Raw genomic sequence first — 23,076 nt, 5'->3', positions numbered from 1 at the left:
GCGCCGGCGCCAACGGTCCGGACACGCCGCCACCGAGAGTGATCCGCAGCCCGAAAGCGCCCGGCGCCAACGGTCCGGCCACGCCCCCGCCGAGAGTGACGCGCGACCCGAAAAGCGCGCGGCGCCAACGGTCCGGTCACGCCGCCGCCGGGAGTGGTGCGCGGGCCGGGAGCGGTGGGCGGCGCAGCAGTGCGGCGGTCACCAGCAGCGCTGCCAGCACGAAGCCGGCTGCCACCAGGAACGCCTGTGTGTAGCCGAAGCGCAGGGCGTCGACCGCCGGCTCGGCGACGCGCGAGTCTGTCCTGGACGCCGCGACCGCGGCGAGCACCGACAGGCCGAGCGCGCCGCCGGCCTGCTGTGCCGTGTTGCTGACGCCGGAGACCATTCCGGTGTCCACCGGGGACGCGCCGGCCATCGCGAGCATGATCATGGAGGGGACGGTCACGCCGATGCCCAGGCCCATGACCAGCAGCGGCGGGAGCATGTCGGAGGCGTACGAGGGGTGGGCCGGCAGACGCACCAGCAGCAGGAGCCCGGCGAGCAAGGCCGTGAGGCCGGCGATCAGGATCGGGCGCGGACCGTAGCGGGCGGTCAGTTTCGGGGCCGCGAAGAGTGAGACCAGGCCGATCACGACGGGTGTGGGCAGGAACGCCAGGCCGGTGCCGAGCGCGTCGTAGCCCATCACGCGCTGGACGAAGAGCGCGTTCAGGAACTGGAAGCCCATGCCGGTCGCGAAGATCAGCAGCACGGCGGCGTTCGCGGCGAGCAGCCAGCGGCGGGTCAGCAGACGCAACGGGATCAACGGGCGGCGGGCGAGACGCTGCCGGACCAGGAACGCTCCGATGATCGCCAGGGCCACGGCGCCAGCGGCGAGGGAAGCGCTCACGATGGCGTACACGGCAAGCGAAAGCCCGGCGGTGATCAGAAGCGCGCCGGGCACGTCCAAGCCCTGCCCGAGTCCGAGCCCGGCCTCGCGGGGCAGCAGCCGGCGGCCCAACGCCCAGACCGCCACGCCGATCGGCACGTTGATCAGGAAGATGGCCGGCCAGCCCACGGTGTCGGTGAGCACGCCGCCGGCCACGAAACCGACGGCGGCACCGCCGGCCTGGGTGAAGCTGTAAATCCCCATGGCCCGCGCCTGATCGCCGGGCGCCGGGAAGAGCCGCACGATCATGCCGAGCACCACGGCGGCGGCCAGCGCACCGCCCGCGCCCTGCACGAATCGGCCCGCGATCAGCCAGCCGGCGGTCGACGCGAGGCCGCAGAAGAGCGAGGCGGCGGTGAACAGCGCGAGGCCGGCGAGGAAGACCCGCCAGGCGCCGATCAGGTCGCCGAGGCGGCCGGCGAGCAGCAGCAGACCGGCGAACGCGACCAGATACGCATTGACGACCCAGGCCACTCCGGCGGCGGAGAAGCCCAGGTCACGCTGAATGTCGGGAACGGCGACGGCGACGATCGTGCTGTCCAGAACGATCATCAGCGACATCGCGCACAAGATGGTGAGAGCGGCGAACGGGCGGTCGGGTCTCATGAACCGACCTTAGCAGATGATCCGTTAGTGGACTATCTGTTTCGAGAGCGTCGCACCGGCTGCGGCCCCGGATCGCGCGTCGTGGACGCCAGGTGCCACAGCGCCTCGACGAACTCGTCCTGATCGCCCGGCGCGAGCCAGCCCAGCGCCTCGCGGTGCACGAAATCGACGATCCGCTGGCCCTCCTCGGCGGCGGCGCGGCCCTTGTCGGTGACCGCGATGATCCGGGCGCGGCGATCCGTGCTCGACGGCCGGCGCTCGGCGTACCCGCGTTTCTCCAGCTCATCGACCGTGCTGACCATTGTCGTCTTGTCCAGGTCGGCGAGCTCGGCGAGCTGGATCTGGGTCCGGTCCTCCTCCAGCGCGTGGACCAGCACGCACTGCATCCGAGGGGTCAGGTCGACGTCGGCCAGGGCCGCCGACAGCCGGTTGGTGAGCGTGTGGCCGGCCATGTTGAGCAGGCCGGTCAGGTCACGCACGGTGCGTTCGGGTGCTGCCATGGGGTTAAGGATAGCCTCGGATCATCCAGTTACGGATGATCCGAGGCATGGACGGTCGGCGGACCTGCCCCCGTGACGGGCCTTACCGACCGAAATCCCAACCCGGGGCGTACGCCTTGACCAGCAGCGGCATGCGCGCCTCCGCGGGCGTACGGTCACCCTTGCGGTTGTTGCAGCGGCCGCACGCGGCGACCGTGTTCGCCCATTCGTTGGCGCCGCCTCGCGACCGCGGCAGCACGTGGTCGATGGTCGAGGCGACCTTGCCGCAGTAGCCGCAGGTGCGGTTGTCGCGCGCCAGCACGCCCGCGCGCGACCAGGCCGGACCGCGGCTGTGCCGCCAGCGCGTCACCACGTAGCTGACCAGCCGCACCACCGTCGGGATCGGATAGACGCCGATCCGGGTGTCCGGCTCGGCCTCGTGCACGACCGCCACCTCGCGGAACAGCATCCGGATGGCGTGCCGGAGGCTGACCCGCTGCAGCGGTCCGAAATCGGCGTTCAGCACCAGTACCGCGCTCATCATGGCTCACCCCCTCGTCGCGTGGCCGAAGAGCGAAGCGAGTCCGCAGGTCAACCATCAAGTGAGAACACGGTAGGAGCGCGCGCCGGTGCGGAACAAGCGATTATCGATCTAGCTCACGGCGTATGGTGAGTCCGATTTGTCCCAATCCAACCAGGCCGAGCAAAGCCCAGATCGCCACCGCCAGCCCGAGCCCCCAAGTCACGAAAAATCCGGACAAAAGTCCAAAGAGGCTTGCCAGTACGCGTGTGGGCCGCTCGGCAACCGTCACCACGCCGATCTCGGTCATCCCCGCGGCGGTCGCGCGCGCCCGGGCGTACTCCTGCAGCCAGCTCACCGCCCCCGCCGCGACCACCAGCCAGCCCGGCACCCCGGCCAGCCAGAACGCGACCAGCCAGGCAAGCTCGGCCACCCGATCGGCGACCGAGTCGTAGACGTAGCCGAACCGGCTGACCCGCCCGCTGATCACCGCGACCGCGCCGTCCAGCCCGTCCGCGACCGCCGCCACCAGCACGAGCAGCACGCCGAGCAGCAGCCCCCAGCGACTCCCGAGCACCGCGACCGGCACCAGCACCGACACGATCAACCCCGCGGTGGTCACGGCCGAGGGCCCGACCCGCCAGGCGACCAGCCGGTTCCCCATCCCGTACGCGGTGTGGACCCAGACCCGGACCGGGGGTGACGCGCGGCTCAGGTCGTACCCGCCGTGCAGACGGGACCAGGCCGCGGCGTACTCGTCGCGGGTCACCGTCAGCGCGCCGGCACCGCCACGTCCGAGGGCGCCAGGAGCTGCCACACCTCCCGGGTGGCCGTCGACCTGTTCAAGGTGATGAAGTGGATGCCCGGCGCGCCCTCGGCGAGCAGCCGCGCGGACATGCCGGCGCACATCTCGATGCCCAGCGCGCGCACCGCGGCCTCGTCGCCGGCGATCCGCTCGAAGCGCTCGAGCAGCTTCGGCGGGAACGGCGCGCCGGACAACTGGCTGGACCGCGCGATGGTCGCCATCCGGGTCACCGGCATCACGCCCGGCAGGATCGGCACGTCGCAGCCGGCCGCGCTCACCCGGTCGCGCAAACGCAGATACTCATCCGCGTCGAAGAACATCTGGGTGATCGCGAAATCGGCGCCCGCCTGGCACTTGCGTACGAAATTGGCGGTGTCGCTCTCCACGTCCGGCGACCGGGGATGTTTGTGCGGGAACGCGGCCACCCCGACGCTGAAGTCGCCCGCCTCCTTCACCAACCGCACCAGCTCCTCGGCGTAGAGCACGCCCTCCGGATGCGGCACCCAGTCGCCCATCGGGTCGCCCGGCGGGTCGCCGCGCACCACGAGCACGTTGCGGATGCCCGCCCCGGCCAGCCGGCCCACCATGTTGCGCAGTTCGGCAACCGAGTGGTTGACCGCGGTGAGGTGGGCCATCGGCAGCAGCGTGGTCTCGGTGGCCACCCGCTCGGTCACCGAGACGGTGGTGTCGCGCGTGGTGCCGCCCGCGCCGTAGGTCACCGACACGAAGCTGGGCCGCAACGGCTCCAGCTCGCGGATCGCCTGCCAGAGATTCGTCTCGCCGGCGGGCGTCTTGGGCGGGAAGAACTCGAACGAGAAGGTGGGCATGGCCCCGCGCACCATGTCACCGATCGCCGGCGTGCCGGGCAGTCGCGAAGGAAGTCCGAGAGCCACGCCCTGACTCTACCGTCGGCGCTGCTGAGCACGTCGGCTAGCGTCATAGCGTGACTTCCCCCGTCGAGACGGCCGGGCTACGGCCCCGGGTCGACAAGGCCCTTGCCGCGTTCCTGGTCGAGCAGCGAGACCGGCTGATCAGCATCGATCCGATTCTGGCCGAGCTGTCGGACGCGCTCGACGAGTTCGTTCTCGGGGGCGGCAAGCGGCTACGCCCCGCATTCGCCTATTGGGGTTACCGCGGTGCCGGCGGCGCCGACTCGGACCATCTCGTCGCGGCCGTCTCGGCGCTCGAGCTGGTTCAGGCCAGCGCGCTGATCCACGACGACCTGATGGACCGCTCGGACACCCGCCGCGGGGTGCCGTCGGTGCACCGCCGCTTCGAGCGCCGGCACCTGGACGCGGGCTGGCGGGGCGGCCCGGCGGGCTTCGGCGAGAGCGCCGCGCTGCTGCTCGGTGACCTCGCCATGGTCTGGTCCGACGAGCTGCTGCACACCTCCGGCTGCACGCCCGAGGAGCTCGAACGCGCCCGGCCGGTCTTCGACGAGATGCGCACCGAGGTGGCCGCCGGTCAGTACCTGGACATGCTCACCCAGGCCACCGCCGACACGTCGGTGGAGCGCGCCGGCAAGGTGGCCCGGTACAAGGCCGCGAAGTACACGGTCGAGCGCCCGCTGCTGATGGGCGCCGCGATGGCCGGCGCCTCCCCCGGCGTGCGGGCCGCCTACTCGGCGTTCGGCCTGCCGCTGGGCGAGGCGTTCCAGCTGCGCGACGACATTCTGGGCGTCTTCGGCGACCCGTCGAAGACCGGTAAGCCGGCCGGCGACGACCTGCGCGAGGGCAAGCGGACGTACCTGGTGGCGGCCGCGTACAACGCCGTCGACGAGGCCGGTCGCGCCGTCCTGGACGCCGGCCTGGGCAACGAGGACCTGAACACGGCGGGCGTGGAGCGGCTCCGCGCGGTGATCCGCACGAGCGGCGCCCTGGACGCCACCGAGCGCCGCATCACCGAGCTGATGGACGCGTCGCTGTCCGCGCTGGCCGCCGCCGACATCGAGGAAGAGCCCCGCACCGTCCTGCACGCCTTGGCCGACGCGGCCACCCGCCGCCGCACGTAGAAGCCACCCTCAGCGGCCACCGCACGTAGAAAGCCACCCCCAGCGGCCACCGCACACAGAAGCCACCAGCGGCCGAGTACGCAACAGCCCCGGCCCGCCCGGCAACGGCCGCCGTGAACCCTGATGTCCAGTAAGTCAGCATATTTCATGCCTAGACGCCCTGAGCCGCGCCGGGAAGTCGTTGCGTGACGCTCGCACAGGTCAGTCGTCTCACGATTCGGAACTGTTCAGCTGGTTCTCGCGCTGCTCACCCTCCGATGCGTTGGCCTTGCGTGGCGGACCTGAGGGCCGTGGCTGTGGGGAGCTGGGACGTTTCGGCCGTGGCGGGTGCCCACACCTGCGGTGGGGAGCCGCAGCCTTCCCGCCGTCGCGACTTCCCACACGTGGGTCGGGTTGCCGCGGTGTGGGGAGCCGCGGCCTTCCCGCCGTCGCGATTTCCCGCACGTGGGTGGGGGTGGTCGCGGTGTGGGGAGCCGTAGCGTCCCCGGCGTTGCGATTTCCCGCACGTGGGTGGGGGTGGTCGCGGTGTGGGGAGCCGTAGCGTCCCCGGCGTCGCGATTTCCCGCACGTGGGTGGGGGTAGTCGCGGTGTGGGGAGCCACAGCGTCCCCGGCGTCGCGACTGCCCACGCCCGGGTGGGGCGCCCATTGTGGGGAGCTGGGACCTGCCCGGGCCGGGCAGCGCCGCCTCGCACGGGGACTCCCGGCCGACGGAACCAGCTGAACAGTTACACGATTCGGATGGGAGTGCCCACATTGTGGACCACCGTCCGAAGGGGACAGTCACTTTGTCAATCTTTGCGGCTTTTGTGAGCGTCGGCGGCCACGCGATTTCGAGACCTTGGAGAGTTACGCCCACATACGAGCCATAACTCGCCAAGGTCTCGAATTGGCCCCGCTTAGCACCTGAGCAGTGCCGCAGAGAATACGGAAAAGTACGGGAAATTCGCATTTATCCGGCAGAAACCCGAGCGCGGCACGATAGGGGTGGGGAACTGCGCCGTCCTCGACGACCTTGCTAGCTCCCCCGGCGGGCGCGAGGGAGCTAGCTGAGGTTGGGGTTGCGCGAGGCCGCTTGTGCGGAGCAAGCTCGGCCCGCTTTGGGAGACTGCGCTGTTCCCGACGAAGGCGAGGCCGCTTGTGCGGCGCAAGCTCGGCCCGCTTTGGGAGACTGCGCTGTTCCCGACGAAGGCCGGATCGCATGTGCGGCGCACGCACGGCCCGCTTTGGGGCAGGGTGCGCTGTTTCCGACGACCTAGGCTCCCCTGTCGGCGCGCGGGGGTTCGCTGGGGTTGGGTTGAGGGGGACCACTTACGCAGGTCGCCGGGGTGGGGTGAGTGGTTTGGACGCGCCAGCGGCCAGCTCGGCCCGCCGCGGCCCTCGGCGGGAGCAGCGGTCTGCACCACCCACCCGGCTACGACATCCAGCTCTTGAATTTGTTCTTGAGTTTGTGGAGCACGATGCTGCCGTCGCCCGCGCGCGGGGTGCGCTGGACGCCGCGGCGGCCCCAGAAGACCCAGAGCGAGAGGGTCAGCAGGACCAGGGCGAAGCCGAACAGCAGGTCCTCGACCGGGGCGTGGACGATGCGCACGCCGAGGATGGCGTCCGGGGCGTACACGACGATCTTGCGGCCGGTGAGGATGCCGTTCGAGATCAGCTGGAAGATCAGCACGATCGGGTACGTGGCCCAGAAGACCAGCCTGGTCAGCAGGCGGGTGCGCAGCACGACCAGGTCGAGGAACGCGGTCGCGGCGACGCCCAGCAAGGCGGCCGCGGTGTACGTCATTCGTCGCCGGCCGGGCGGTTCAGGACGGCCCGGACCGCCTCGAAGCCCAGGATCGCGCAGATCGGGACGACCAGGAAGAACAGCACCTCGTCCAGGGGCAGGCCGCCGGGCAGCTTGACGCCGGTGATCTGGGCGGGGTCGAACGTCCAGTGGCCGGCCGCGATCGCTCCCACGTCCCAGAGCGCGAAGATCACCGCCACCGGTACCACCGTCAGGATCAGACGGCGCCACCGGCGGAAGACGTTGACCTTCAGCACCGGTTCCAGCCAGATCGCCGCCAGCAGGCAGCCGGCCAGGACCGCTGCGTAGGTCAGATGGCGCACGCGGTCAGAAACCGAGTGCCTGCGCGCGGCGCTTGACCTCGCGTGCCTGCGGGCCGCACAGCGCCTGCGCCGCGCACCCGCCCAGTGCCGCGTCCGACTCGTAGAGCCACCGCAGGGCCTCTTCGTCGTTATACCCGGCATCGCGCAGCAAGGTGATGACACCGGGGAGGTGCTTGAGCACGGTGCTGTTGGCCACCAGGTCCGCGGGGACACGCAGCGCACCGTCCCGGCGGACGGCCAGCAAGTGGCCGTCCCGGACCATCTGGTGCACCTTGCTGATCGAGACGTCGAGCTTCTCGGACACGTCCGGCAGGTTGATCCACTCGGTCGGGCCGGCAGTTACGGAATCGCTCACCCCTACAGCGTGCCAGAAGACTGGAGAAAGAAACCGATGAGCCTGCTGCGGAAAGCCCGCACGGAGGTGGCCGGCGCCTGGCGGTCGCTTCGGTACGACTTCGGGCGGCGGCCGGTCGAGCCGCCGGCGGGCGGGCCGGACGTGACCAGTACCGGGATGAGCACGTTCGGGATCTCGATGGTCACGTTCACCGAGCAGCCGGCGGTGCCGGTGCGGCGTCCGCGGCGGGCGTTGACCGCGAGCGTGTTCGGCGTGCTCACGGTGGCCGGAGCCGCGACGGCGTACCTGGGAGTGGTGAATGGTCTGGGGTCGGTGACCCCGGAGCGGCCGGCCGCGGCCGAGACGCTGCCCCCGGCGCCGCCGGCTTCGACGACGTCGGACGCACGGGTGGGGCAGGGGCCGGCGCGGAGCCGGGTGGTGCGGCCGGCGAGCACGATCGGGGCCGTCGAACGGGTGCCGGCTCCGACCGAAATCACACCCGGGCGGGCCGCGCCTAAGCCCGTCATCGCGAAAAAGGAGACAAAAACGACAAATCGGGATTGTGCCTGCGGGGAGAAGGTGCCGGTCCCGACGCCCACCGCGCCGGCCGTGCCCATTCCCACCCCGACCTCGGCCGGACCGTCGGCGGGCGGGTCGTCGCAGCCGGCACCCAGCGAGTCGGCGGTCGATCCGAGCAACTCCGGCAAGCCGAGCGAGAGCCCACGCTCCCGGCATCGCCGCCATAACCGTTAAATCCTGATTTCTTACGTCTGGGTGGGACGGACAGTACGGCGCTGGTCGCTGCGCGTACCCATTTGGACTCAGCTGTGGCATCCTGGTCTGCCCCGGAAAGAAAGACACATACACTTCACGCCGATGGACACCACAGTCGCCGACACGTTGATCGGCACGACGATTGACGGCCGCTACCGGATCACCGGTCGGGTGGCCCGTGGTGGCATGGCGACCGTCTACACGGCCACCGACGAACGACTCGAGCGCACCGTCGCACTGAAGATCATTCACCCGTCGCAGGCTACGAATGTCCACTTCGTCGACCGGTTCACCGACGAGGCCAAGACGATCGCCCGGCTCACCCACCCGAACATCGTTGCGGTCTACGACCAGGGCCGCCACATGGGCCTGCCGTATTTGGTGATGGAGTACGTGCAGGGCCACACCCTGCGCGACGTGCTCACCGAGCGGCACCGGCTCAACCCGGTCGAGGCGTGCGCGATCCTCGAGCAGATGCTCGCCGCGATCGCCGCCGCGCACCGGGCCGGCCTCGTGCACCGCGACGTCAAGCCGGAGAACGTGCTGGTCGCGCAGGCCCCCAGCGGCGGCGCCACCGACCTGGTCGACGCCGTGGTCAAGGTGGCCGACTTCGGCCTGGCCCGCGCCGTCGAGGCCAGCACGGTCGACGACTCCGGGCAGCTCATGGCCACCGTGGCGTACGTCGCGCCCGAGCTCGTCACCGACGGCCACGCGGACGCGCGCACCGACGTCTACTCGGCCGGCATCGTGCTGTTCGAGATGCTCACCGGCCGGGTGCCGTTCGACGGCGACGACCCGGTGCGGGTCGCCTGGGAGCACGTGGACAACGACGTGCCGGCCCCGTCGAGCATCGTGCCCGGCCTGCCGACCCGGATGGACGAGCTGGTCGCCCGCGCCACCCGCCGTGACCCCGGCGCCCGGCCCACCGACGCGGGCGCGCTGCTCGCCGAGGTGCAGGCCGTCCGCGACGACCTGGGCGCGGCCGCCGTGGCGACCGCGTTGCTGCGTCAGGTCCCCGGCTCGCGGCACGCCGCCTCCGACGCGACCACCATGATGCCGCAGGCCGACCCGACCGCGACGCTGCCGCGCACCGACGCCACCACGATGCTGCCGCGTACCGACCCGACCGCGATGATCCCGGCCACCGGCAACCGGCCTTCGTGGGCTCGCCTGCCCGGGCAGGACGGCCCCCGCGGCCCGCAGGAGTACGGGCGCGGCGCCACCCGGGCGACGCCACCCGGCCGCGACCGGCGCAAGATCTTCCTGACCGCCGCGATCGCGGTGATGGTCCTGGTCGTCCTCGGTACGACGTGGTGGGTGACGCTCGGGCGATACACCGAGGCCCCGCCGATGGTGAACATGACCAAGGCACAGGCCGAGCTGTACGCGCAGCAGAACGGCTTCGACCTGATCTACGCCGACGGGCAGTACAGCGAGACCGTCCCCAAGGACACCGTGGTCGCCCAGGACCCGAAGGAGGGCGAGCGGCTGGTCAAGGGCGGCGAGCTCACCCTGACCCTGTCGCTGGGCAAGGAACGCTTCCCGGTGCCCGACGTCGCCGGCGTCGAGCTGAGCGCCGCCCAGGGCGCGCTGGAACAGGCCAACCTGAAGATGAAGCAGGGGGCCAAGAAGTACAGCGACACCATCCCCGAGGGTTCGGTGATCTCCAGCGACCCGAAGGCGGGGACCCAGCTCAAGCGCGGCGACACGGTGACCGTGACGGTCAGCCAGGGCAAGGCGCCGATCAGCGTGCCGGACCTGGTCGGGCAGAACGTCAACGACGCCCGCTCGACGCTGCAGCAGCTCGGCCTGTCCGCGGTGGAACGGTACAAGGACAGCGATCAGCCGGCCGACACGGTGCTCGCGCAGAGCCCCAAACCGGGTACCGGCGCGTCCAAGGACGACGAGGTCACCCTCGACGTCAGCAAGGGCCCGCAGCAGATCGTCGTGCCCGACCTCACCAACCAGCAGTGCGCGCAGGCACAGGCCACGCTGCAGGGCATGGGCCTGCAGGTCCAGGCCGGCCCGAACCCGAACGGTCTGGTGCGGGCCCAGAACCCGCCGCCGAACACGCCGGTCGCCCCGGCGAGCGGGGTCCTTCTCCAGTGCTTCTAGAACGCCGCATCGGATCCCATACGAAGACGTCGGGCGGGCTGGCCAAGACAGCCCTCCCGTACGTCGACGCGGCCGGCTCGGAGGCGCTGCAGATCTACGTGTCGAACTCGCGCGGCTGGGCGTTGCCGCCGGGCGACCCGAAGCAGGACACCCTGTTCCGGGACGGCGTGCAGGAGCGTGGCCTCCCCGCGTACATTCACGCGTCGCTGCTGGTGAACCTGGGCTCGCCGACCGAGCTGACGGTTTCGCGGTCCGTCGAGGTGCTGGCGCACGCGCTGACCCGGGGCCGCGCGATCGGGGCGTCCGCGGTGGTCTTCCACGCCGGCAGCTCGGTCGATCCGGCACACGACGACAAGGCCCTTCACCAGGTACGCGAGTCGTTGCTGCCGCTGCTCGACGAGACGGCCACGGCCGGCGGGCCGAAACTGCTGGTCGAGCCCAGTGCGGGCGGCGGCCGGAGCCTGGCGTCGAAGGTGCAGGACCTCGAGGCGTACCTGGAAGCGGTGGAAAAGCACCCGTGGATGGGTGTCTGCTTCGACACCTGCCACGCGTGGGCGGCCGGGCACGACCTGGCCTCCCCCGGCGGCATGGCGTCGACGCTGGACGCCCTGGTGGCCGCGGCCGGCCCGGGACGCCTGCAGCTGATCCACGCGAACGACTCGAAGGACGGGTGCGGGTCCACGCGCGACCGCCACGAGACGATCGGCGCAGGCCGCATCGGCACGGCCCCGTTCGCCGAGCTGCTGGCCCACCCGGCCACCGCCGGCATCCCGGTGATCGTCGAGACCCCGTCGGTGAACCACGAGGGCCACGCGGCCGACATCGCCCTGCTCAAGTCCTTGCGCTGAGGCGGGTTAGGCACGCGCCGAAGCATTCCCGCGGTTGGCTGTCCGCATAACCCATGAGCAACGGGCGCACGTTCGCCCCGGCGCATATCCGACATTTTAGGTTATCGTGGGTAAGGGGAAGGCCGCCGTGCCGATCGGTCCGGGCGAGTGGTCCGCGACGCTTTCATATTGTGGGACTCGCGGCCACGTACTGAGACCGGCGACCACATTCTGAACCTAGCGTCCGCAGTGTGAGAGGCCCGTCCATTGTGGAGTAACTTTTGCCCCGTAAAGCGGCTTTCGTGCGGCAGGTTTTCCACGTCAGATGTGAACCTTGGAGAGTTTATGGCTCGCATATGGGCGCAAGCATCAAGGTTCGCAAAAAGTCCACGATGCGGAAGCGATGTTCACCAAATGGGAACGAGTCCGCCATACGGATCGCCGGAGACCATGGCGATCTCCGCGGCTCGATCTCCGGCGGCTATGGCGGTCCCACGTCGCGCGTCGGGGCCGGCCGCAGCTGTCCCCGGTCGCCTATCCGATCGGCAGGAGCGGAACCGCAGCTCAACATCGCTGCCGTAGGCCGGCTACCCGGCGGGCGCACGGATCGCGCCGTCCGGCTTACGTCAAGCGACGGCACGGCTTCGCCCACCGGCGGCGCAGCCTCGTCGAGCGACGGCGCAGCCGGCGATCGACATCCTAGGAATTCCTAGGCGTTCGCCAGGATTCCGCTCAGCACCGTGATCGCCTGGTCCAGGCCCTCGTCGTCGACGTCCAGGTGGGTCACCAGCCGGGCCAGGTGCGGGAGCATCGGGGCCAGCAGCACGCCCTGCTCGGCGGCCTTCGCGGCCAGCACCGGCGCGGTCAGCGACGTCTTCGACAGGTCGAGGGGCACCAGGTTGGTGCGGATCTGGTCGGGGTCGACGACGCCGTACTGCTCGAGGGCCTCGGCCAGCCGGCCGGCGCGCGCGTGGTCCTCGGCCAGGCGGGTGATGTGGTGGTCCAGGGCGTACTGGCCGGCCGCCGCCAGGATGCCCACCTGCCGCATGCCGCCGCCCAGGCGCTTGCGCAGCACGCGGGCCTCGGCGATCTTCGCGGCGCTACCGACGATCAGCGAGCCGACCGGCGCGCCCAGCCCCTTCGACAGGCACACGGACAGCGTGTCGAACAGCGCGCCGTACGAAGCCAGCGGCACGCCGTCCGCGACATGCGCGTGCCAGATCCGGGCGCCATCACAATGCAATGAAATTTCGTATTTGTCCGAAATTTCGCGCAGCGCCTGCAACGTCGCGAGCGGAATCACGCCCCCGCCGCCGAGATTGTGCGTCTGCTCCACCGCGATCGCCCGCGTCGGCACCGACGGATAACCCGCCGGACGGATCATCGCCTCGATCAGGTCGACGTCGAGGTTGGCACCCACCGATCCCCACGTACGCGTCGAAATACCACCCAGAGCCGCGCCGGCCCCCAGCTCGTACGTCACGACGTGCGCGTCGGCGCCGGCCAGCAGCTCCCCGGCGCGCGGGGTGACGAGCTGCAGCGCGATCTGGTTCGCCATCGAGCCGGACGGCGCGAACAGCGCCGCCTCATGCCCGAACAGTGCCGCGACGTGCTTCTCCAGCGCGTTCACGGTCGGGTCGTCGCCGAAGACGTCGTCACCCACCTCGGCGGTGGCCATGGCCCGGCGCATCGCGGCCGAGGGGCGGGTGACAGTGTCCGATCGAAGGTCAACCACGAAGCATCTCCGCAACGAGGAAAGCGAGCTCGAGGCTCTGCTGGGTGTTCAGCCGCGGGTCGCAGGCTGTCTCGTACCGGTCGGGCAGATCCAGGTCCTCGATGCCCTGCGCGCCGCCCAGGCACTCGGTGACATCCTCGCCGGTGAGCTCGATGTGCACGCCACCGGGGTGGGTGCCGAGCCCGCGATGGACCTCGAAGTAGCCCAGGACCTCGTCGACGATGCGGTCGAAGTGGCGCGTCTTGTACCCGTTGGACGACTCGTGCGTGTTGCCGTGCATCGGGTCGCACTGCCACACGACCTTGGCGCCGGCGCCGTGCACCTTCTCCACCAGCGCCGGGAGCACCTCGCGGACCTTGCCGTTGCCCATCCGGCTGATCAGCGTGAGCCGGCCCGGGATGTTCTCCGGGTTCAGCTTCTCGCAGAGCTCCAGCGCCGTGTCCGGCGACGTGCCCGGGCCGAGCTTGACGCCGATCGGGTTGGCGATGCGGCTGATGAAGTCGATGTGCGCGTGGTCGAGCTGCCGGGTGCGCTCCCCCACCCACAGGAAATGACCGCTCAGCCCGTACGCCCGCCCGTCCGAGACGCGGGTGAGCGCCCGGTCGTACTCCAGCGCGATCGCCTCGTGCGAGCAGTACAGGCTGACCGTGCGCAGCGCCTCGCTGTCGGTCAGCCCGCAGGCGCGGATGAAGTCGAGGGCGCGGTCGATCTCACGGGCGATCGCCTCGTACCGCTCCCCGGCCGGCGACGCCCGTACGAAGTCCTTGTTCCAGTCGTGCAGGCCGTGCAGGTCGGCTAAACCGCCGGCCAGGTACGCCCGGAGCATGTTCATCGCGGCGGCCGAGTTCGCGTACGCCCGGATCATGCGCTGCGGGTCGGAGACGCGTGCCGTCTCGGTCGGGTCCAGCGCGTTGATCATGTCGCCGCGGTACGACGGGAGGCCGAGAGCGTCCAACGCAGCGGAGCGGGGCTTCGTGTACTGCCCGGCGACCCGCGCCACCTTAACCACGGGCATCGATGCACCGTACGTGAGGACGACCGCCATCTGCAGGAGCGTACGAGCGTTCGCGAGCAGGTGACTCTCGGTGTTGTCGGCGAACGTCTCGGCGCAGTCGCCGCCCTGCAGCAGGAACGCGCGGCCCTCACACACGTCGGCCAGCTTCATCCGGAGCTGGTCGACCTCGTACGGCGCGACGATCGACGGGACGTTGTCGAGCACCTTGCAGACCGATGCCACCTCGGCCATGTCCGGCCAGGGTGGCATCTGCACCCGCGGCAGCTCGCGCCACAGGTCGAGGCCGAGAGCCTCGTCCTCCGCGGAGTCGGTGGACGGGCGAGACGTCTGCAGGGCCGGGTTGCCCACTCCCGGGTAGCTCAGCTGGTGCCACTCGCGCATGAAGGCAGCCTACGGAAGAAGAGGGCCCGGACGTACGCCCGGTGCCCCCTTCCCACCAGTGGAGATAACCGGAGTTAAAGGTTGTTCTTGATTGCCGAAACGAGCTCACCGTTACTCGTGTCACCGGAGAGCTCCCAGAAGAACGCCCCGCCGAGCCCCTGCTGCTTCACGTACGACATCTTCCCGGCGATGGTCGCGGGCGTGTCGTAGCTCCACCAGTTGCTGCCGCACTTGGCGTACGCGGTGCCGCCCACCGTGCCGGTCGCCGGGCAGGTGTTCTTGAGGACCTTGTAGTCCTCGATGCCCGCCTCGTAGGTGCCGGGCGCCGGACCGGTGGCCGAGCCACCCGGCGCCGCCTGCGAGACACCGGTCCAGCCGCGACCGTAGAAGCCGACGCCGAGCAGCAGCTTGCTGGCCGGCACGCCCTTGCTCTTGAGCTTCTGGATGGCCGCGTCCGAGTAGAAGCCGGCCGTCGGAATTCCCGCGTACGAGGTCAGCGGCGAGTGCGGCGCGGTCGGACCCTGCGGGCTGAACGCGCCGAAATAGTCGTACGTCATCGGGAAGACCAGGTTGAGCTTCTGGATGCCGGACGCGTAGTCGGCCACGTCCAGCTTGCCGCCGTTCGAGCCGTCCGCGGAGATCGCCGAGGTGATCAGGAAGCTCTGGCCGAACTTGGTGCGCAGGGCGGAGATCACATTGTTGTACGCCGCCGGACCGCTCGCGTCGCACTGCAGGCCGCAGGAGTTCGGGTACTCCCAGTCGATGTCGATGCCGTCGAAGACGTCCGCCCAGCGCGGGTCCTTGACCAAGTTGTAGCAGCTGTTCGCGAAGGCGGCCGGGTTGGCGGCGGCCTGGGTGAACCCGCTCGACCACGTCCAGCCGCCGAACGACCACAGCACCTTGATGCCGGGGTACTGCTTCTTGAGCTTGCGCAGCTGGTTGAACGAGCCGCGCAGCGCACCGGCGTCCCACGTGTCGGCGACGCCGTCCACGCTGGTCGCGGTGGTGTACGCCTGGTCGTAGTCGGCGTAGGAGTCCCCGATGGAGCACTGACCCCCGGTGGTGTTGCCGAAGGCGTACAGGATGTGGGTCAGTTTGGCGGCGGTGCCGGAGGTAACCAGGTTCTTGACGAAGTACTGGCGGGCGTAGACACCCCATTCGGCGAAGTAGCCGACGACGTTCTTGCCGCTGGTGCCGGTCGGCGGCGTGGTCGTGGGCGGGGTGGTCGGCGGGGTCGTGGGCGGCGTGGTCGGCGGCGTGGTGGTGCCACCGCAGGCGCCGGCGTCGGCCCAGACGTCCCACTGTCCGCTGTGCGTGGCGGGTGACTCGTTCTGGGTCCACCACTTGGCGGTGTAGTTGTGCCCGTTCTGCGATGCGGCATTGCCTTGGGTGTAGGTGGCGGTGGAAGACCATGCGGGGGCACAGGCCGCCGCGCCCGAAGCCTGGGACATCGGAACCATCACGGTGGCCGCCACCGCGAGAACCGCACCCAGGAGAGCACGACGCAGGGATTTCTGCACGTCAGTCTCCTCTTCAAACAATTAGGAAACTTTCCAAAAAGCTTAAAGAGAGACGGTAGGCGCAGACATCGATGACCGTCAAGGCGATCACACACGACTATCAACTTGCCGCGACCCATCGTGACGGGGTGCACATGAATGGGAACAGCGCGTAGTCTGCCGTCATGACCATGCGGCGGCATCGGTGTGCTCAATGTGGCCTATCGCTCGGCGACCGAGCCCTGAGGCGACGATGAGCATCCACGTGATCGGAGTCGACGCGTACGCGCTGGGCTGGGTCGGCGTCGAACTTCGCGACGGTACGTTCGGCCGGGCCCTGCTCGCTTCCACCCTGTACGAGATCGTCGCGGGGAGTTCCGGCGCCGCCGTGATCGGGGTGGACATCCCGCTCGGCATGCTGCCCGACCGCTGGCGGGCTGCCGACACCGCGGCCGCCGATCAGCTCGGGCCACGCCGCGGCAGCGTCTTCCGGGTGCCGCCGCGCGCGGTCTGGATGGAGGCCGACTTCGCCGCGGCCAACCGGCTCTGCCGCGAGCTGACCGGCGCCGGGCTCAGCCGCCAGTCCTGGGCGCTGCGCCCCAAGCTGCTCGAGGCGAACGCGATCTGGGAACGCCATCCGGGCCTGCTCTTCGAGGCACACCCCGAGGTCTCGTTCCGCACCATGGCGGGCGAGCCGCTGCAGTACGCCAAGAAGACGTGGACCGGTCAGGCACGGCGCCGGGCGTTGCTCGCCAAGAACGGCATCGTGTTACCCGACGAGCTCGGACCGGCCGGCCAGGCACCGCCGGACGACATCCTGGACGCCGCGGCGGTGGCCTGGTCCGCGCACCGGATGGCGATCGGCACGGCCGCGAGCCACCCGAGCCCGCCCGAAGAGGACAACGGCTCGAAGATCGCCATCTGGTATTAGGAGAGTCAGCCCAGCTCGCGGGAGCGGTTACGGGCTGCCTCCAGGGCGGCGTAGAAGGCTGCGCGTACACCGTGGACCTCGAGCTGGCGGACCGCGGCGACGGTGGTGCCGCCCGGTGAGCTGACCGCCGCCCGCAGGCTCGCCGGCTGCTCGCCGGACTCGCTGAGCATCGTCGCCGCGCCCAGCGCGGTCTGCACGGCCAGCTCGTGCGCGGTCTGCCGGGGCAGGCCGAGCAGGACCCCGGCGTCCACCATGGCCTCGACGACCAGGAAGAGGTACGCCGGGCCGGACCCGGAGACCGCGGTGACCGCGTCCTGCTGCGCCTCGGGCACCCGCACCGTGCGTCCCAGCGGCCGGAAGATGTCCTCGACCAGCGCCAGATGCTCGTCGGTGACGGACCGGCCCGCCGAGATCGCCGTCATCGCCTGGCCGACCTGCGCGGGTGTGTTGGTCATGACCCGCACCACCGGGACGCCGTCCGGCAGCCGCTCGCTGAACACGCTGGTGGGCAGCCCCGCGCACAGCGAGACCACGAGCCGGCCCGGCGGCAACGCACCGCCGAAGTCGGTCAGCACCTGCGGCGCGTCGGCCGGCTTCACCGCGATCAGCAGCACGTCCGCCTCGGCGAAGGCGGTCCGGTTGGTCACCGTCCGGATCCCGTACCTCTCGCCGAGCTCGGTGGCGCGCTCCGGCCGCCGGGTGGTCGCCATCAGCTGCCCGACCGGCCAGTCGGCGCGCAGCAGTCCGGAGAGGACCAGCTCACCGAGCTTCCCGGCCCCGATCACGGCAATCGTGGTCATTCTCGCCTCCAAAAGAAACGAGGGCGGCCGGTCGGCCGCCCTCGTCCCAAGCTCGTTCCTAACTACCGAAGAAGACCTCGGCCTCTTCGTAGCGCGAGAGCGGCACGGTCTTGAGCTCACCGGTGCCCTCGATCAGCGGCACGCGCACGATGTCGGTGCCGCGCAACGCCATCATCTTACCGAAGTCGCCCTCGTGGACCGCGTCGATGGCTTGCAGGCCGAAGCGGGTGGCGAGCACCCGGTCGAACGCCGTCGGGGTGCCGCCGCGCTGGACGTGACCGAGCACGACCGTGCGGGCCTCGTGGCCGGTCTTGGCTTCGATCTGCTCGGCCAGCCACTGGCCGATGCCGCCGAGACGGACGTGGCCGAACGCGTCCAGCTCCTGGTTGACCAGCTGCATCTGGCCCTCGAGCGGCTGCGCGCCCTCGGCGACCACGACGATCGGCGCGTACTCCACCTGGAACCGCTTGGTCACGTAGGTGGCGACCTGCTCGACGTCGAAGTTGCGCTCGGGCAGCAGGATCACGTTCGCGCCACCGGCCAGGCCGGCGTGCAGCGCGATCCAGCCGGCGTGCCGGCCCATCACCTCGACGACCAGCGTGCGGTGGTGCGACTCGGCGGTGGTGTGCAGCCGGTCGATCGCCTCCATCGCGATGTTGACGGCGGTGTCGAAGCCGAACGTGTAGTCGGTGGCGTTCAGGTCGTTGTCGATCGTCTTCGGCACGCCCACCACGTCGACGCCCAGGTCGTTCAGCTTGGTCGCGACGCCCAGGGTGTCCTCGCCGCCGATCGCGACCAGCGCGTCGACGCCCATGTCGGCCAGGTTCGCCTTGATCCGCTCGACCCCGCCCTCGATCTTGAACGGGTTGGTGCGGGAGGAGCCGAGGATCGTGCCACCGCGCGGCAGGATGCCACGGACCTCGGCGATGCCGAGCGGCTTCGTCAGGCCCTCGAGCGGGCCCTTCCAGCCGTCCCGGAATCCGACGAACTCGTGGCCGTACGCGGCGACGCCCTTGCGGACCACCGCCCGGATCACCGCGTTGAGGCCGGGGCAGTCGCCGCCACCGGTGAGCACGCCGATGCGCATGTGTTTCGTCCTCCCTGATCGGGGTCGCGAGGTGAGTCAGCTCGTCGAGCCCCAGGGCGCGCAGCGTGCCGGGCCTGGGGCAAGCCGCGAGCGCACTTTATCGGCCGCCCCCGCGCAGCGGAAGACGGCCCGCTGACGGACGAGCATGTTTCTCAGCGCCAGCCTAACCACAACGGTCAGCTGCCGAGGACCTTCCAGCGAGCCAGGTTGTGCCGGGCGTCGACCAGCGCGTCGTGCCGTCCGGCCATGGTCGGCAGCGTCGGCCGGCCCTGGTCGTCCCAGCGCTGGCGCAGATCTTTGGTGAAGCGCGGCAGTTCCCGGGGCAGCGCCGGCATCGAGCCCCAGAGCTGGGCGAGCGCCACATGGTCGTACGCGGCGTACCACGCCCACAGCTCGATCTCCTCGTCCCGGCCGCGGACCGGCTCGAGGAGGAACTCGTACAGGTCGTCGCGGATCCGCTCGCGCGAACGCCAGGACTTGTCGGACGGCGAGGGCAGGCGGTCCAGCACGTTCCGGCGTACCCAAGGGATCGCCTTTGATTCGTCGAACTCGGTGCTGACCGCGTAGAACTCACGGCCGAACTCGTCGACCACGCCGATCGAGACCAGGTCGATCGTGAGCCCGTCCTCGATGAACTCGCAGTCATAAAAGTAGCGATATGGCATCCCCTTAATACTCGCTCATGCTCAACCGGGCATCGACTCCAGGGCCTCGTGGGCGCGTCGCAGCACGTCGGGCAGCCGCAACCGGGCGGCGCGGTCGGCCAGCACCGCCCAGCGCCACCGCAACAGGACGGGCAGGGCCGCGTGCAACTCGTCCGGCCCGACCGGACCGGCCGCGAGATATCCGTCGATCATCTCGGCGGCCCGGTCCACGCCGCCCGCGTAGACCACGGCGGCGGCCACGTCGTACACCAGCGGCCCGACGCCGCTCGCGCCGCAGTCGAGCAGACCGGCCTTTCCGGTACGCACGTCGACCACGAACCGGCCGGGTGCCGGATCGCCGTGCAGGATGCCGTAGGTGAGGCGATCGGTGATGGTCAGCCGGGTGGTGGCGGTCACCGCGTCCGCGACGGCACCGCGCAGCCAGGGCGCGACGGCGAGATGCGACGCGTCCGGATCGAGCATCTGCCACGGCCGCACCCCGGGATGGTGGAAGCCCTGCAACGCGCGGTGCACGCTGCCGAGCCGATCGCCCCACCACTGCTGATCGATCGGATCGGCGCCGTCCAGCCCGCGGCCCGGCGCCCGGCGCAGCAGCGACAACGCGCCGTCGTCCACTTGCACGGTCAGGCCGCCGCCCAGGGTGCGCATCGGCTCACCGGCCACGATGTCGCGGGTCAGCAGATGCTCGGCGGCGGCGAGCCCGGCCTCGACCGGGAGCCGGGCGGACGTCTCGTGGAGCCGGCACACGTAGTGGTCCGCTCCGGACACCACCAGCCACCCCCGCGACATCAGCGCTTCCGGCAACGCCGTGATCTCGGCCGGGGTGAGATGCCACTCGTCACGCAATGTCGATTCAAGGAGGTCGTCATCCGGCACGGCGGGATTATGGCCGTACTAACCGGATATGTGACGGACAAGTGGGGCGACGATCACTCAAGGCATCGAGAGGTTTACAGAAAGCGACAGGCGCGACATGATCCTATGTGGCGGTGGTAGCACTCGCGAGCGTCGAAATGGCGCTAGAGGGTTGCTTCATGCTAAGAGTGATCGTTCGCGTCGTGGGGCCGACGCCGGCCGGGCAAAGTCGACGCCGCCCCCACCGGGGGAGGGATAGCGCCGTGGACCACCGTATGCCTGATGGCGGCGACGCCCTCACCGGCGTGGAGATGTTCGCCGGCCTGGAGCCGGACGTCCGTCACCGCGTCATCGCCGCGGCCGTGCCCCGCACGTACCGCAAGGGACAGATCCTCTTCGTGGAGAACGATCCCGGTGAGTCGCTGATCATCCTGAAGCGAGGGTCGGTGGCCATCTTCCGTACGGCGCCGACCGGCGAGCGCGCGGTGCTGACCGTGGTGCGGCCGCCCGATGTGCTCGGTGAAGTCTCCCTTCTGGACGCGTCGACCCGCAGCACGTCCGCCGAGGCCATCGAGGACTGTCAGGCGCTGACGCTGTCCCGTGCCGCGTTCATGGACCTGGTGCACTCCAACCCGCGCATCCTGGACGCGGTGATGCGCTCGGTCGGCGCGCTGATCCGCCGGCTCACCGAGCAGAACACCGACCATGTCTTCCTCGACCTACCGGGCCGGGTCGCCAAGACTCTCGTACGCCTCGCCGGCGAGAGCCAGGCCCCGATGATCACGATCGAGCTGAACCAGAGCCAGCTCGCCGAGATGGCCGGCGGTTCGCGACAGAGCGTGAACCAGGCGATCGGCTCGTTCGCCAGCCGCGGCTGGCTACGCACCGAGGGCCGCCGCATCGTGGTCACCGATCTGCAGGCCCTACGCCGCCGCGCGGGCATGACCGTCGGCTGACGCCGGGGCGGTCTTCAGCTTCGAGGCGTAGACGTTCACGTACTCGCGACCGGTCATCGCCATCAGCTCGTACATGATTTCGTCGGTTATCTGACGCTCGGCGAAACGGTCGCCGCGCGCCGAGGCGTACCGGGAGAAATCCATCGGCGGGCCGAAGCGCATCCGGACCCGCTTGATCGCGGGGATCCGGGTGCCGGTGGGCTGGATCTCGTCGGTGTTGAGCAACGCGACCGGGACGACCACCGCGCCGCTCTCCAGGGCCAGCCGGGCGACGCCGGTTTTGCCCCGGTACAGCCGCCCGTCCGGCGACCGGGTGCCCTCCGGGTAGATCCCGGCGATGCCGCCCTCGCGTAACACCCGCAGCAGCGTGTCCAGAGCCGCGCGGGCAGCCTCGCCGCCCGAACGGTCCACCGGGATGGTCCCGGTGTTCGCGAAGAACTGCCGCATGAGCCAGCCTTTGACGCCCTTGCCGGTGAAGTACTCGGCTTTGGCGACGAACGTCACCCGCCGATCCACCATCAACGGTGTGAAGATCGAGTCCGAGAATGAGAGGTGGTTGCAGGCCAGGATGACCGGACCTGACTTAGGCACGTGGGAGAGCCCCGTCACATCGGGGCGGAAGAGTACCTTCAGCACGGGCCCGAGAACCACGTACTTGAGCAGCCAGTAGAACACGGTGTCGCGCTCCTCGAGGTTGACTCAGCGACGGACGTTCAGGACATCCGGGCGCAAACGAAGCGTACGAAGCGGGAAGGCGCGCCACAACGCACTCCCGCAACCGGTGCTTGTCGTGTCACCATTCAAGGCACGGTCGGCAAGGGAGTGTGCAGGGTGACAGCGGGTGGCGCCCGCCGAGGGCGGCGGGACAACGGGCTCGACGCGGCCGATTACGCGGTCGCGGGCGACGTGGATCCGCGCGTCGGCGAACACCTCCTCGACGTGCTCGCGATCGACGGCATCGCCGCGTACCTGCAGCCCAGCGCCGATCTGAATCCGATCTTGCGGGCCACCACGCTGCCCGCGCGCCCGACCGACCGGCTCTACGTCGACCGCACCCGCCTGGACGCCGCCCGCGAGCACTTCAACAAGATCACCGGCGGCAAGCCGCCGACCCCGCCGCCGGACAAGGACCCGACGCGCGAACCCGACATCGAGGCCGAGTTCGCGAAGATCGTCGCCGGTTTCCACACCGATGTCGACCCCACCGCGGAGCCGTGGCCCGCCACCGAGAACATCGAGACCAAGCCGGAACCCCCGATGAGCGCCGGCCCCAAGGCGCCGGACGCGGTCACCTACCAGCGGCGCGTCACCGACCAGCCGTCGCTGCTCGACGGGCTCGACACGTTCGGCGCCGACCTCGACGACCAGGACGACGAGGAAGAGGAGCGGTACGTTCCGCCGCCGCCCCCGCCGCTGCCGCGCATCTCGAAGTACGCGGTGATCGGAATCCTCGCGGTGGTGGCCGGTTTCGTGTTGTTCCTGTTCCCGCGGCTGATCCCGATCGACCAGGACTACGTGACGCTGATCGGCTTCGCGGCGATCGTGACCGGCGCGGTCATGCTGGTGTGGCGGCTGCGCTCGGGCGACGACGACGAGGACGACTTCGACGACGGAGCCGTGGTCTAGAGCCATTGACCACAGTGGGTATT

23 protein-coding genes are annotated in these 23,076 nt (G+C 70.1%); 6 read left to right on the top strand and 17 right to left on the bottom strand.

What is annotated here, in order from left to right:
- Positions 1–136: 136 nt before the first annotated feature.
- The 5 genes from HH310_RS18275 to metF form a co-directional block, all read right to left on the bottom strand.
- The gene (locus tag HH310_RS18275; RefSeq protein WP_248294107.1) at positions 137–1,531 is read right to left on the bottom strand and encodes an MFS transporter; all 1,395 of its coding nucleotides are present in this window, start codon (positions 1,529–1,531) and stop codon (positions 137–139) included.
- A 32-nt stretch (positions 1,532–1,563) separates the two neighbouring features.
- Positions 1,564–2,031: a MarR family winged helix-turn-helix transcriptional regulator gene (locus HH310_RS18270; RefSeq protein ID WP_169176761.1), complete on the bottom strand. Its 468-nt coding sequence runs from the start codon at positions 2,029–2,031 to the stop codon at positions 1,564–1,566.
- A gap of 82 nt (positions 2,032–2,113) precedes the next feature.
- Positions 2,114–2,551 carry an HNH endonuclease gene (locus tag HH310_RS18265; RefSeq protein WP_169176786.1) on the bottom strand — a complete coding sequence of 146 codons (438 nt, stop codon included), beginning with the start codon at positions 2,549–2,551 and terminating at the stop codon, positions 2,114–2,116.
- A 103-nt stretch (positions 2,552–2,654) separates the two neighbouring features.
- Positions 2,655–3,299, bottom strand: coding sequence for a CDP-alcohol phosphatidyltransferase family protein (locus tag HH310_RS18260; protein WP_169176785.1), 645 nt, complete (start codon positions 3,297–3,299; stop codon positions 2,655–2,657).
- Positions 3,300–3,301: 2 nt separating this feature from the next.
- Positions 3,302–4,228 carry a methylenetetrahydrofolate reductase [NAD(P)H] gene (gene metF / locus HH310_RS18255; RefSeq protein ID WP_169176760.1) on the bottom strand — a complete coding sequence of 309 codons (927 nt, stop codon included), beginning with the start codon at positions 4,226–4,228 and terminating at the stop codon, positions 3,302–3,304.
- Between the two features lie 50 nt (positions 4,229–4,278).
- Between metF and HH310_RS18250 the strand changes: the two genes are divergently transcribed.
- On the top strand, positions 4,279–5,346 hold the full coding sequence (locus tag HH310_RS18250; protein ID WP_169176759.1) for a polyprenyl synthetase family protein: 1,068 nt from the start codon (positions 4,279–4,281) through the stop codon (positions 5,344–5,346).
- Between the two features lie 1,412 nt (positions 5,347–6,758).
- Here HH310_RS18250 and HH310_RS18245 read toward each other — a convergent pair.
- Genes HH310_RS18245 through HH310_RS18230 form a run of 4 tightly spaced genes read right to left on the bottom strand, consistent with a single transcriptional unit; the run spans position 6,759 to position 8,485 of the window.
- Positions 6,759–7,130 (bottom strand): lycopene cyclase domain-containing protein, encoded by a 372-nt coding sequence (locus HH310_RS18245; RefSeq protein ID WP_169176757.1) that lies wholly within the window; start codon positions 7,128–7,130, stop codon positions 6,759–6,761.
- The gene (locus tag HH310_RS18240) at positions 7,127–7,453 is read right to left on the bottom strand and encodes a lycopene cyclase domain-containing protein (protein WP_169176756.1); all 327 of its coding nucleotides are present in this window, start codon (positions 7,451–7,453) and stop codon (positions 7,127–7,129) included. Before HH310_RS18240 ends, HH310_RS18245 begins: the two co-directional genes overlap by 4 nt.
- A gap of 4 nt (positions 7,454–7,457) precedes the next feature.
- On the bottom strand, positions 7,458–7,808 hold the full coding sequence (locus tag HH310_RS18235; RefSeq protein ID WP_312034180.1) for an Rv2175c family DNA-binding protein: 351 nt from the start codon (positions 7,806–7,808) through the stop codon (positions 7,458–7,460).
- 2 nt (positions 7,809–7,810) lie between these two features.
- Positions 7,811–8,485 (bottom strand): hypothetical protein, encoded by a 675-nt coding sequence (locus tag HH310_RS18230; protein ID WP_169176755.1) that lies wholly within the window; start codon positions 8,483–8,485, stop codon positions 7,811–7,813.
- A gap of 178 nt (positions 8,486–8,663) precedes the next feature.
- Between HH310_RS18230 and pknB the strand changes: the two genes are divergently transcribed.
- The gene (pknB, locus tag HH310_RS18225) at positions 8,664–10,676 is read left to right on the top strand and encodes a Stk1 family PASTA domain-containing Ser/Thr kinase (RefSeq protein WP_169176754.1); all 2,013 of its coding nucleotides are present in this window, start codon (positions 8,664–8,666) and stop codon (positions 10,674–10,676) included.
- Entirely contained in the window at positions 10,667–11,524 is an 858-nt protein-coding gene (locus HH310_RS18220) for a deoxyribonuclease IV (protein WP_312034179.1), read from the top strand. Before pknB ends, HH310_RS18220 begins: the two co-directional genes overlap by 10 nt.
- Before the next feature lie 688 nt (positions 11,525–12,212).
- Here HH310_RS18220 and HH310_RS18215 read toward each other — a convergent pair.
- The 3 genes from HH310_RS18215 to HH310_RS18205 all read right to left on the bottom strand — a co-directional run bounded on the left by HH310_RS18215 (position 12,213) and on the right by HH310_RS18205 (position 16,154).
- Positions 12,213–13,238 (bottom strand): low specificity L-threonine aldolase, encoded by a 1,026-nt coding sequence (locus tag HH310_RS18215; protein ID WP_169176753.1) that lies wholly within the window; start codon positions 13,236–13,238, stop codon positions 12,213–12,215.
- Positions 13,231–14,634, bottom strand: coding sequence for a class II 3-deoxy-7-phosphoheptulonate synthase (locus tag HH310_RS18210; protein WP_169176752.1), 1,404 nt, complete (start codon positions 14,632–14,634; stop codon positions 13,231–13,233). The genes HH310_RS18215 and HH310_RS18210 overlap by 8 nt, the downstream gene beginning before the upstream one ends.
- Before the next feature lie 74 nt (positions 14,635–14,708).
- Positions 14,709–16,154: a glycosyl hydrolase family 18 protein gene (locus HH310_RS18205; protein WP_312034176.1), complete on the bottom strand. Its 1,446-nt coding sequence runs from the start codon at positions 16,152–16,154 to the stop codon at positions 14,709–14,711.
- Between the two features lie 244 nt (positions 16,155–16,398).
- Between HH310_RS18205 and HH310_RS18200 the strand changes: the two genes are divergently transcribed.
- The gene (locus HH310_RS18200) at positions 16,399–17,064 is read left to right on the top strand and encodes a DUF429 domain-containing protein (protein WP_312034175.1); all 666 of its coding nucleotides are present in this window, start codon (positions 16,399–16,401) and stop codon (positions 17,062–17,064) included.
- A 5-nt stretch (positions 17,065–17,069) separates the two neighbouring features.
- On the opposite strand, the gene proC is transcribed toward HH310_RS18200, so the two are convergent.
- From proC to HH310_RS18180, 4 genes are all read right to left on the bottom strand, one after another.
- Entirely contained in the window at positions 17,070–17,864 is a 795-nt protein-coding gene (proC, locus tag HH310_RS18195) for a pyrroline-5-carboxylate reductase (RefSeq protein WP_169176750.1), read from the bottom strand.
- Positions 17,865–17,922: 58 nt separating this feature from the next.
- Positions 17,923–18,951, bottom strand: coding sequence for a 6-phosphofructokinase (locus HH310_RS18190; protein WP_169176749.1), 1,029 nt, complete (start codon positions 18,949–18,951; stop codon positions 17,923–17,925).
- 176 nt (positions 18,952–19,127) lie between these two features.
- Positions 19,128–19,616 carry a polyadenylate-specific 3'-exoribonuclease AS gene (locus HH310_RS18185; RefSeq protein ID WP_169176748.1) on the bottom strand — a complete coding sequence of 163 codons (489 nt, stop codon included), beginning with the start codon at positions 19,614–19,616 and terminating at the stop codon, positions 19,128–19,130.
- Between the two features lie 21 nt (positions 19,617–19,637).
- On the bottom strand, positions 19,638–20,492 hold the full coding sequence (locus HH310_RS18180) for a phosphotransferase (RefSeq protein WP_169176747.1): 855 nt from the start codon (positions 20,490–20,492) through the stop codon (positions 19,638–19,640).
- A 254-nt stretch (positions 20,493–20,746) separates the two neighbouring features.
- Here HH310_RS18180 and HH310_RS18175 point away from each other — a divergent pair, with 254 nt between their 5' ends.
- A complete protein-coding gene (locus HH310_RS18175; protein WP_211192308.1) occupies positions 20,747–21,427 on the top strand; it encodes a Crp/Fnr family transcriptional regulator in 681 nt (226 codons plus the stop codon).
- Here HH310_RS18175 and HH310_RS18170 read toward each other — a convergent pair.
- Entirely contained in the window at positions 21,395–22,102 is a 708-nt protein-coding gene (locus HH310_RS18170) for a 1-acyl-sn-glycerol-3-phosphate acyltransferase (protein ID WP_169176745.1), read from the bottom strand. The genes HH310_RS18175 and HH310_RS18170 overlap by 33 nt on opposite strands.
- 156 nt (positions 22,103–22,258) lie before the next feature.
- On the opposite strand from HH310_RS18170, the gene HH310_RS18165 reads away from it, so the two are divergent.
- Positions 22,259–23,053, top strand: a complete 795-nt coding sequence (locus tag HH310_RS18165; RefSeq protein ID WP_169176744.1) for a DUF308 domain-containing protein — start codon at positions 22,259–22,261, stop codon at positions 23,051–23,053.
- Positions 23,054–23,076: the final 23 nt, after the last annotated feature.

This window comes from Actinoplanes sp. TBRC 11911 (assembly GCF_012933445.1).
GTDB lineage: Bacteria > Actinomycetota > Actinomycetes > Mycobacteriales > Micromonosporaceae > Actinoplanes.
This window is presented reverse-complemented; position numbering and strand designations above follow the sequence as displayed.

What these genes read in the sequence shown, in the direction of transcription:
- HH310_RS18275 (WP_248294107.1), bottom strand. Translation starts at nt 1,531, where the DNA reads ATGAGACCCGACCGCCCGTTCGCCGCTCTCACCATCTTGTGCGCGATG.
- HH310_RS18270 (WP_169176761.1), bottom strand. Translation starts at nt 2,031, where the DNA reads ATGGCAGCACCCGAACGCACCGTGCGTGACCTGACCGGCCTGCTCAAC.
- HH310_RS18265 (WP_169176786.1), bottom strand. Translation starts at nt 2,551, where the DNA reads ATGAGCGCGGTACTGGTGCTGAACGCCGATTTCGGACCGCTGCAGCGG.
- HH310_RS18245 (WP_169176757.1), bottom strand. Translation starts at nt 7,130, where the DNA reads ATGACGTACACCGCGGCCGCCTTGCTGGGCGTCGCCGCGACCGCGTTC.
- pknB (WP_169176754.1), top strand. Translation starts at nt 8,664, where the DNA reads ATGGACACCACAGTCGCCGACACGTTGATCGGCACGACGATTGACGGC.
- HH310_RS18210 (WP_169176752.1), bottom strand. Translation starts at nt 14,634, where the DNA reads ATGCGCGAGTGGCACCAGCTGAGCTACCCGGGAGTGGGCAACCCGGCC.
- proC (WP_169176750.1), bottom strand. Translation starts at nt 17,864, where the DNA reads ATGACCACGATTGCCGTGATCGGGGCCGGGAAGCTCGGTGAGCTGGTC.
- HH310_RS18190 (WP_169176749.1), bottom strand. Translation starts at nt 18,951, where the DNA reads ATGCGCATCGGCGTGCTCACCGGTGGCGGCGACTGCCCCGGCCTCAAC.
- HH310_RS18185 (WP_169176748.1), bottom strand. Translation starts at nt 19,616, where the DNA reads ATGCCATATCGCTACTTTTATGACTGCGAGTTCATCGAGGACGGGCTC.
- HH310_RS18175 (WP_211192308.1), top strand. Translation starts at nt 20,747, where the DNA reads ATGCCTGATGGCGGCGACGCCCTCACCGGCGTGGAGATGTTCGCCGGC.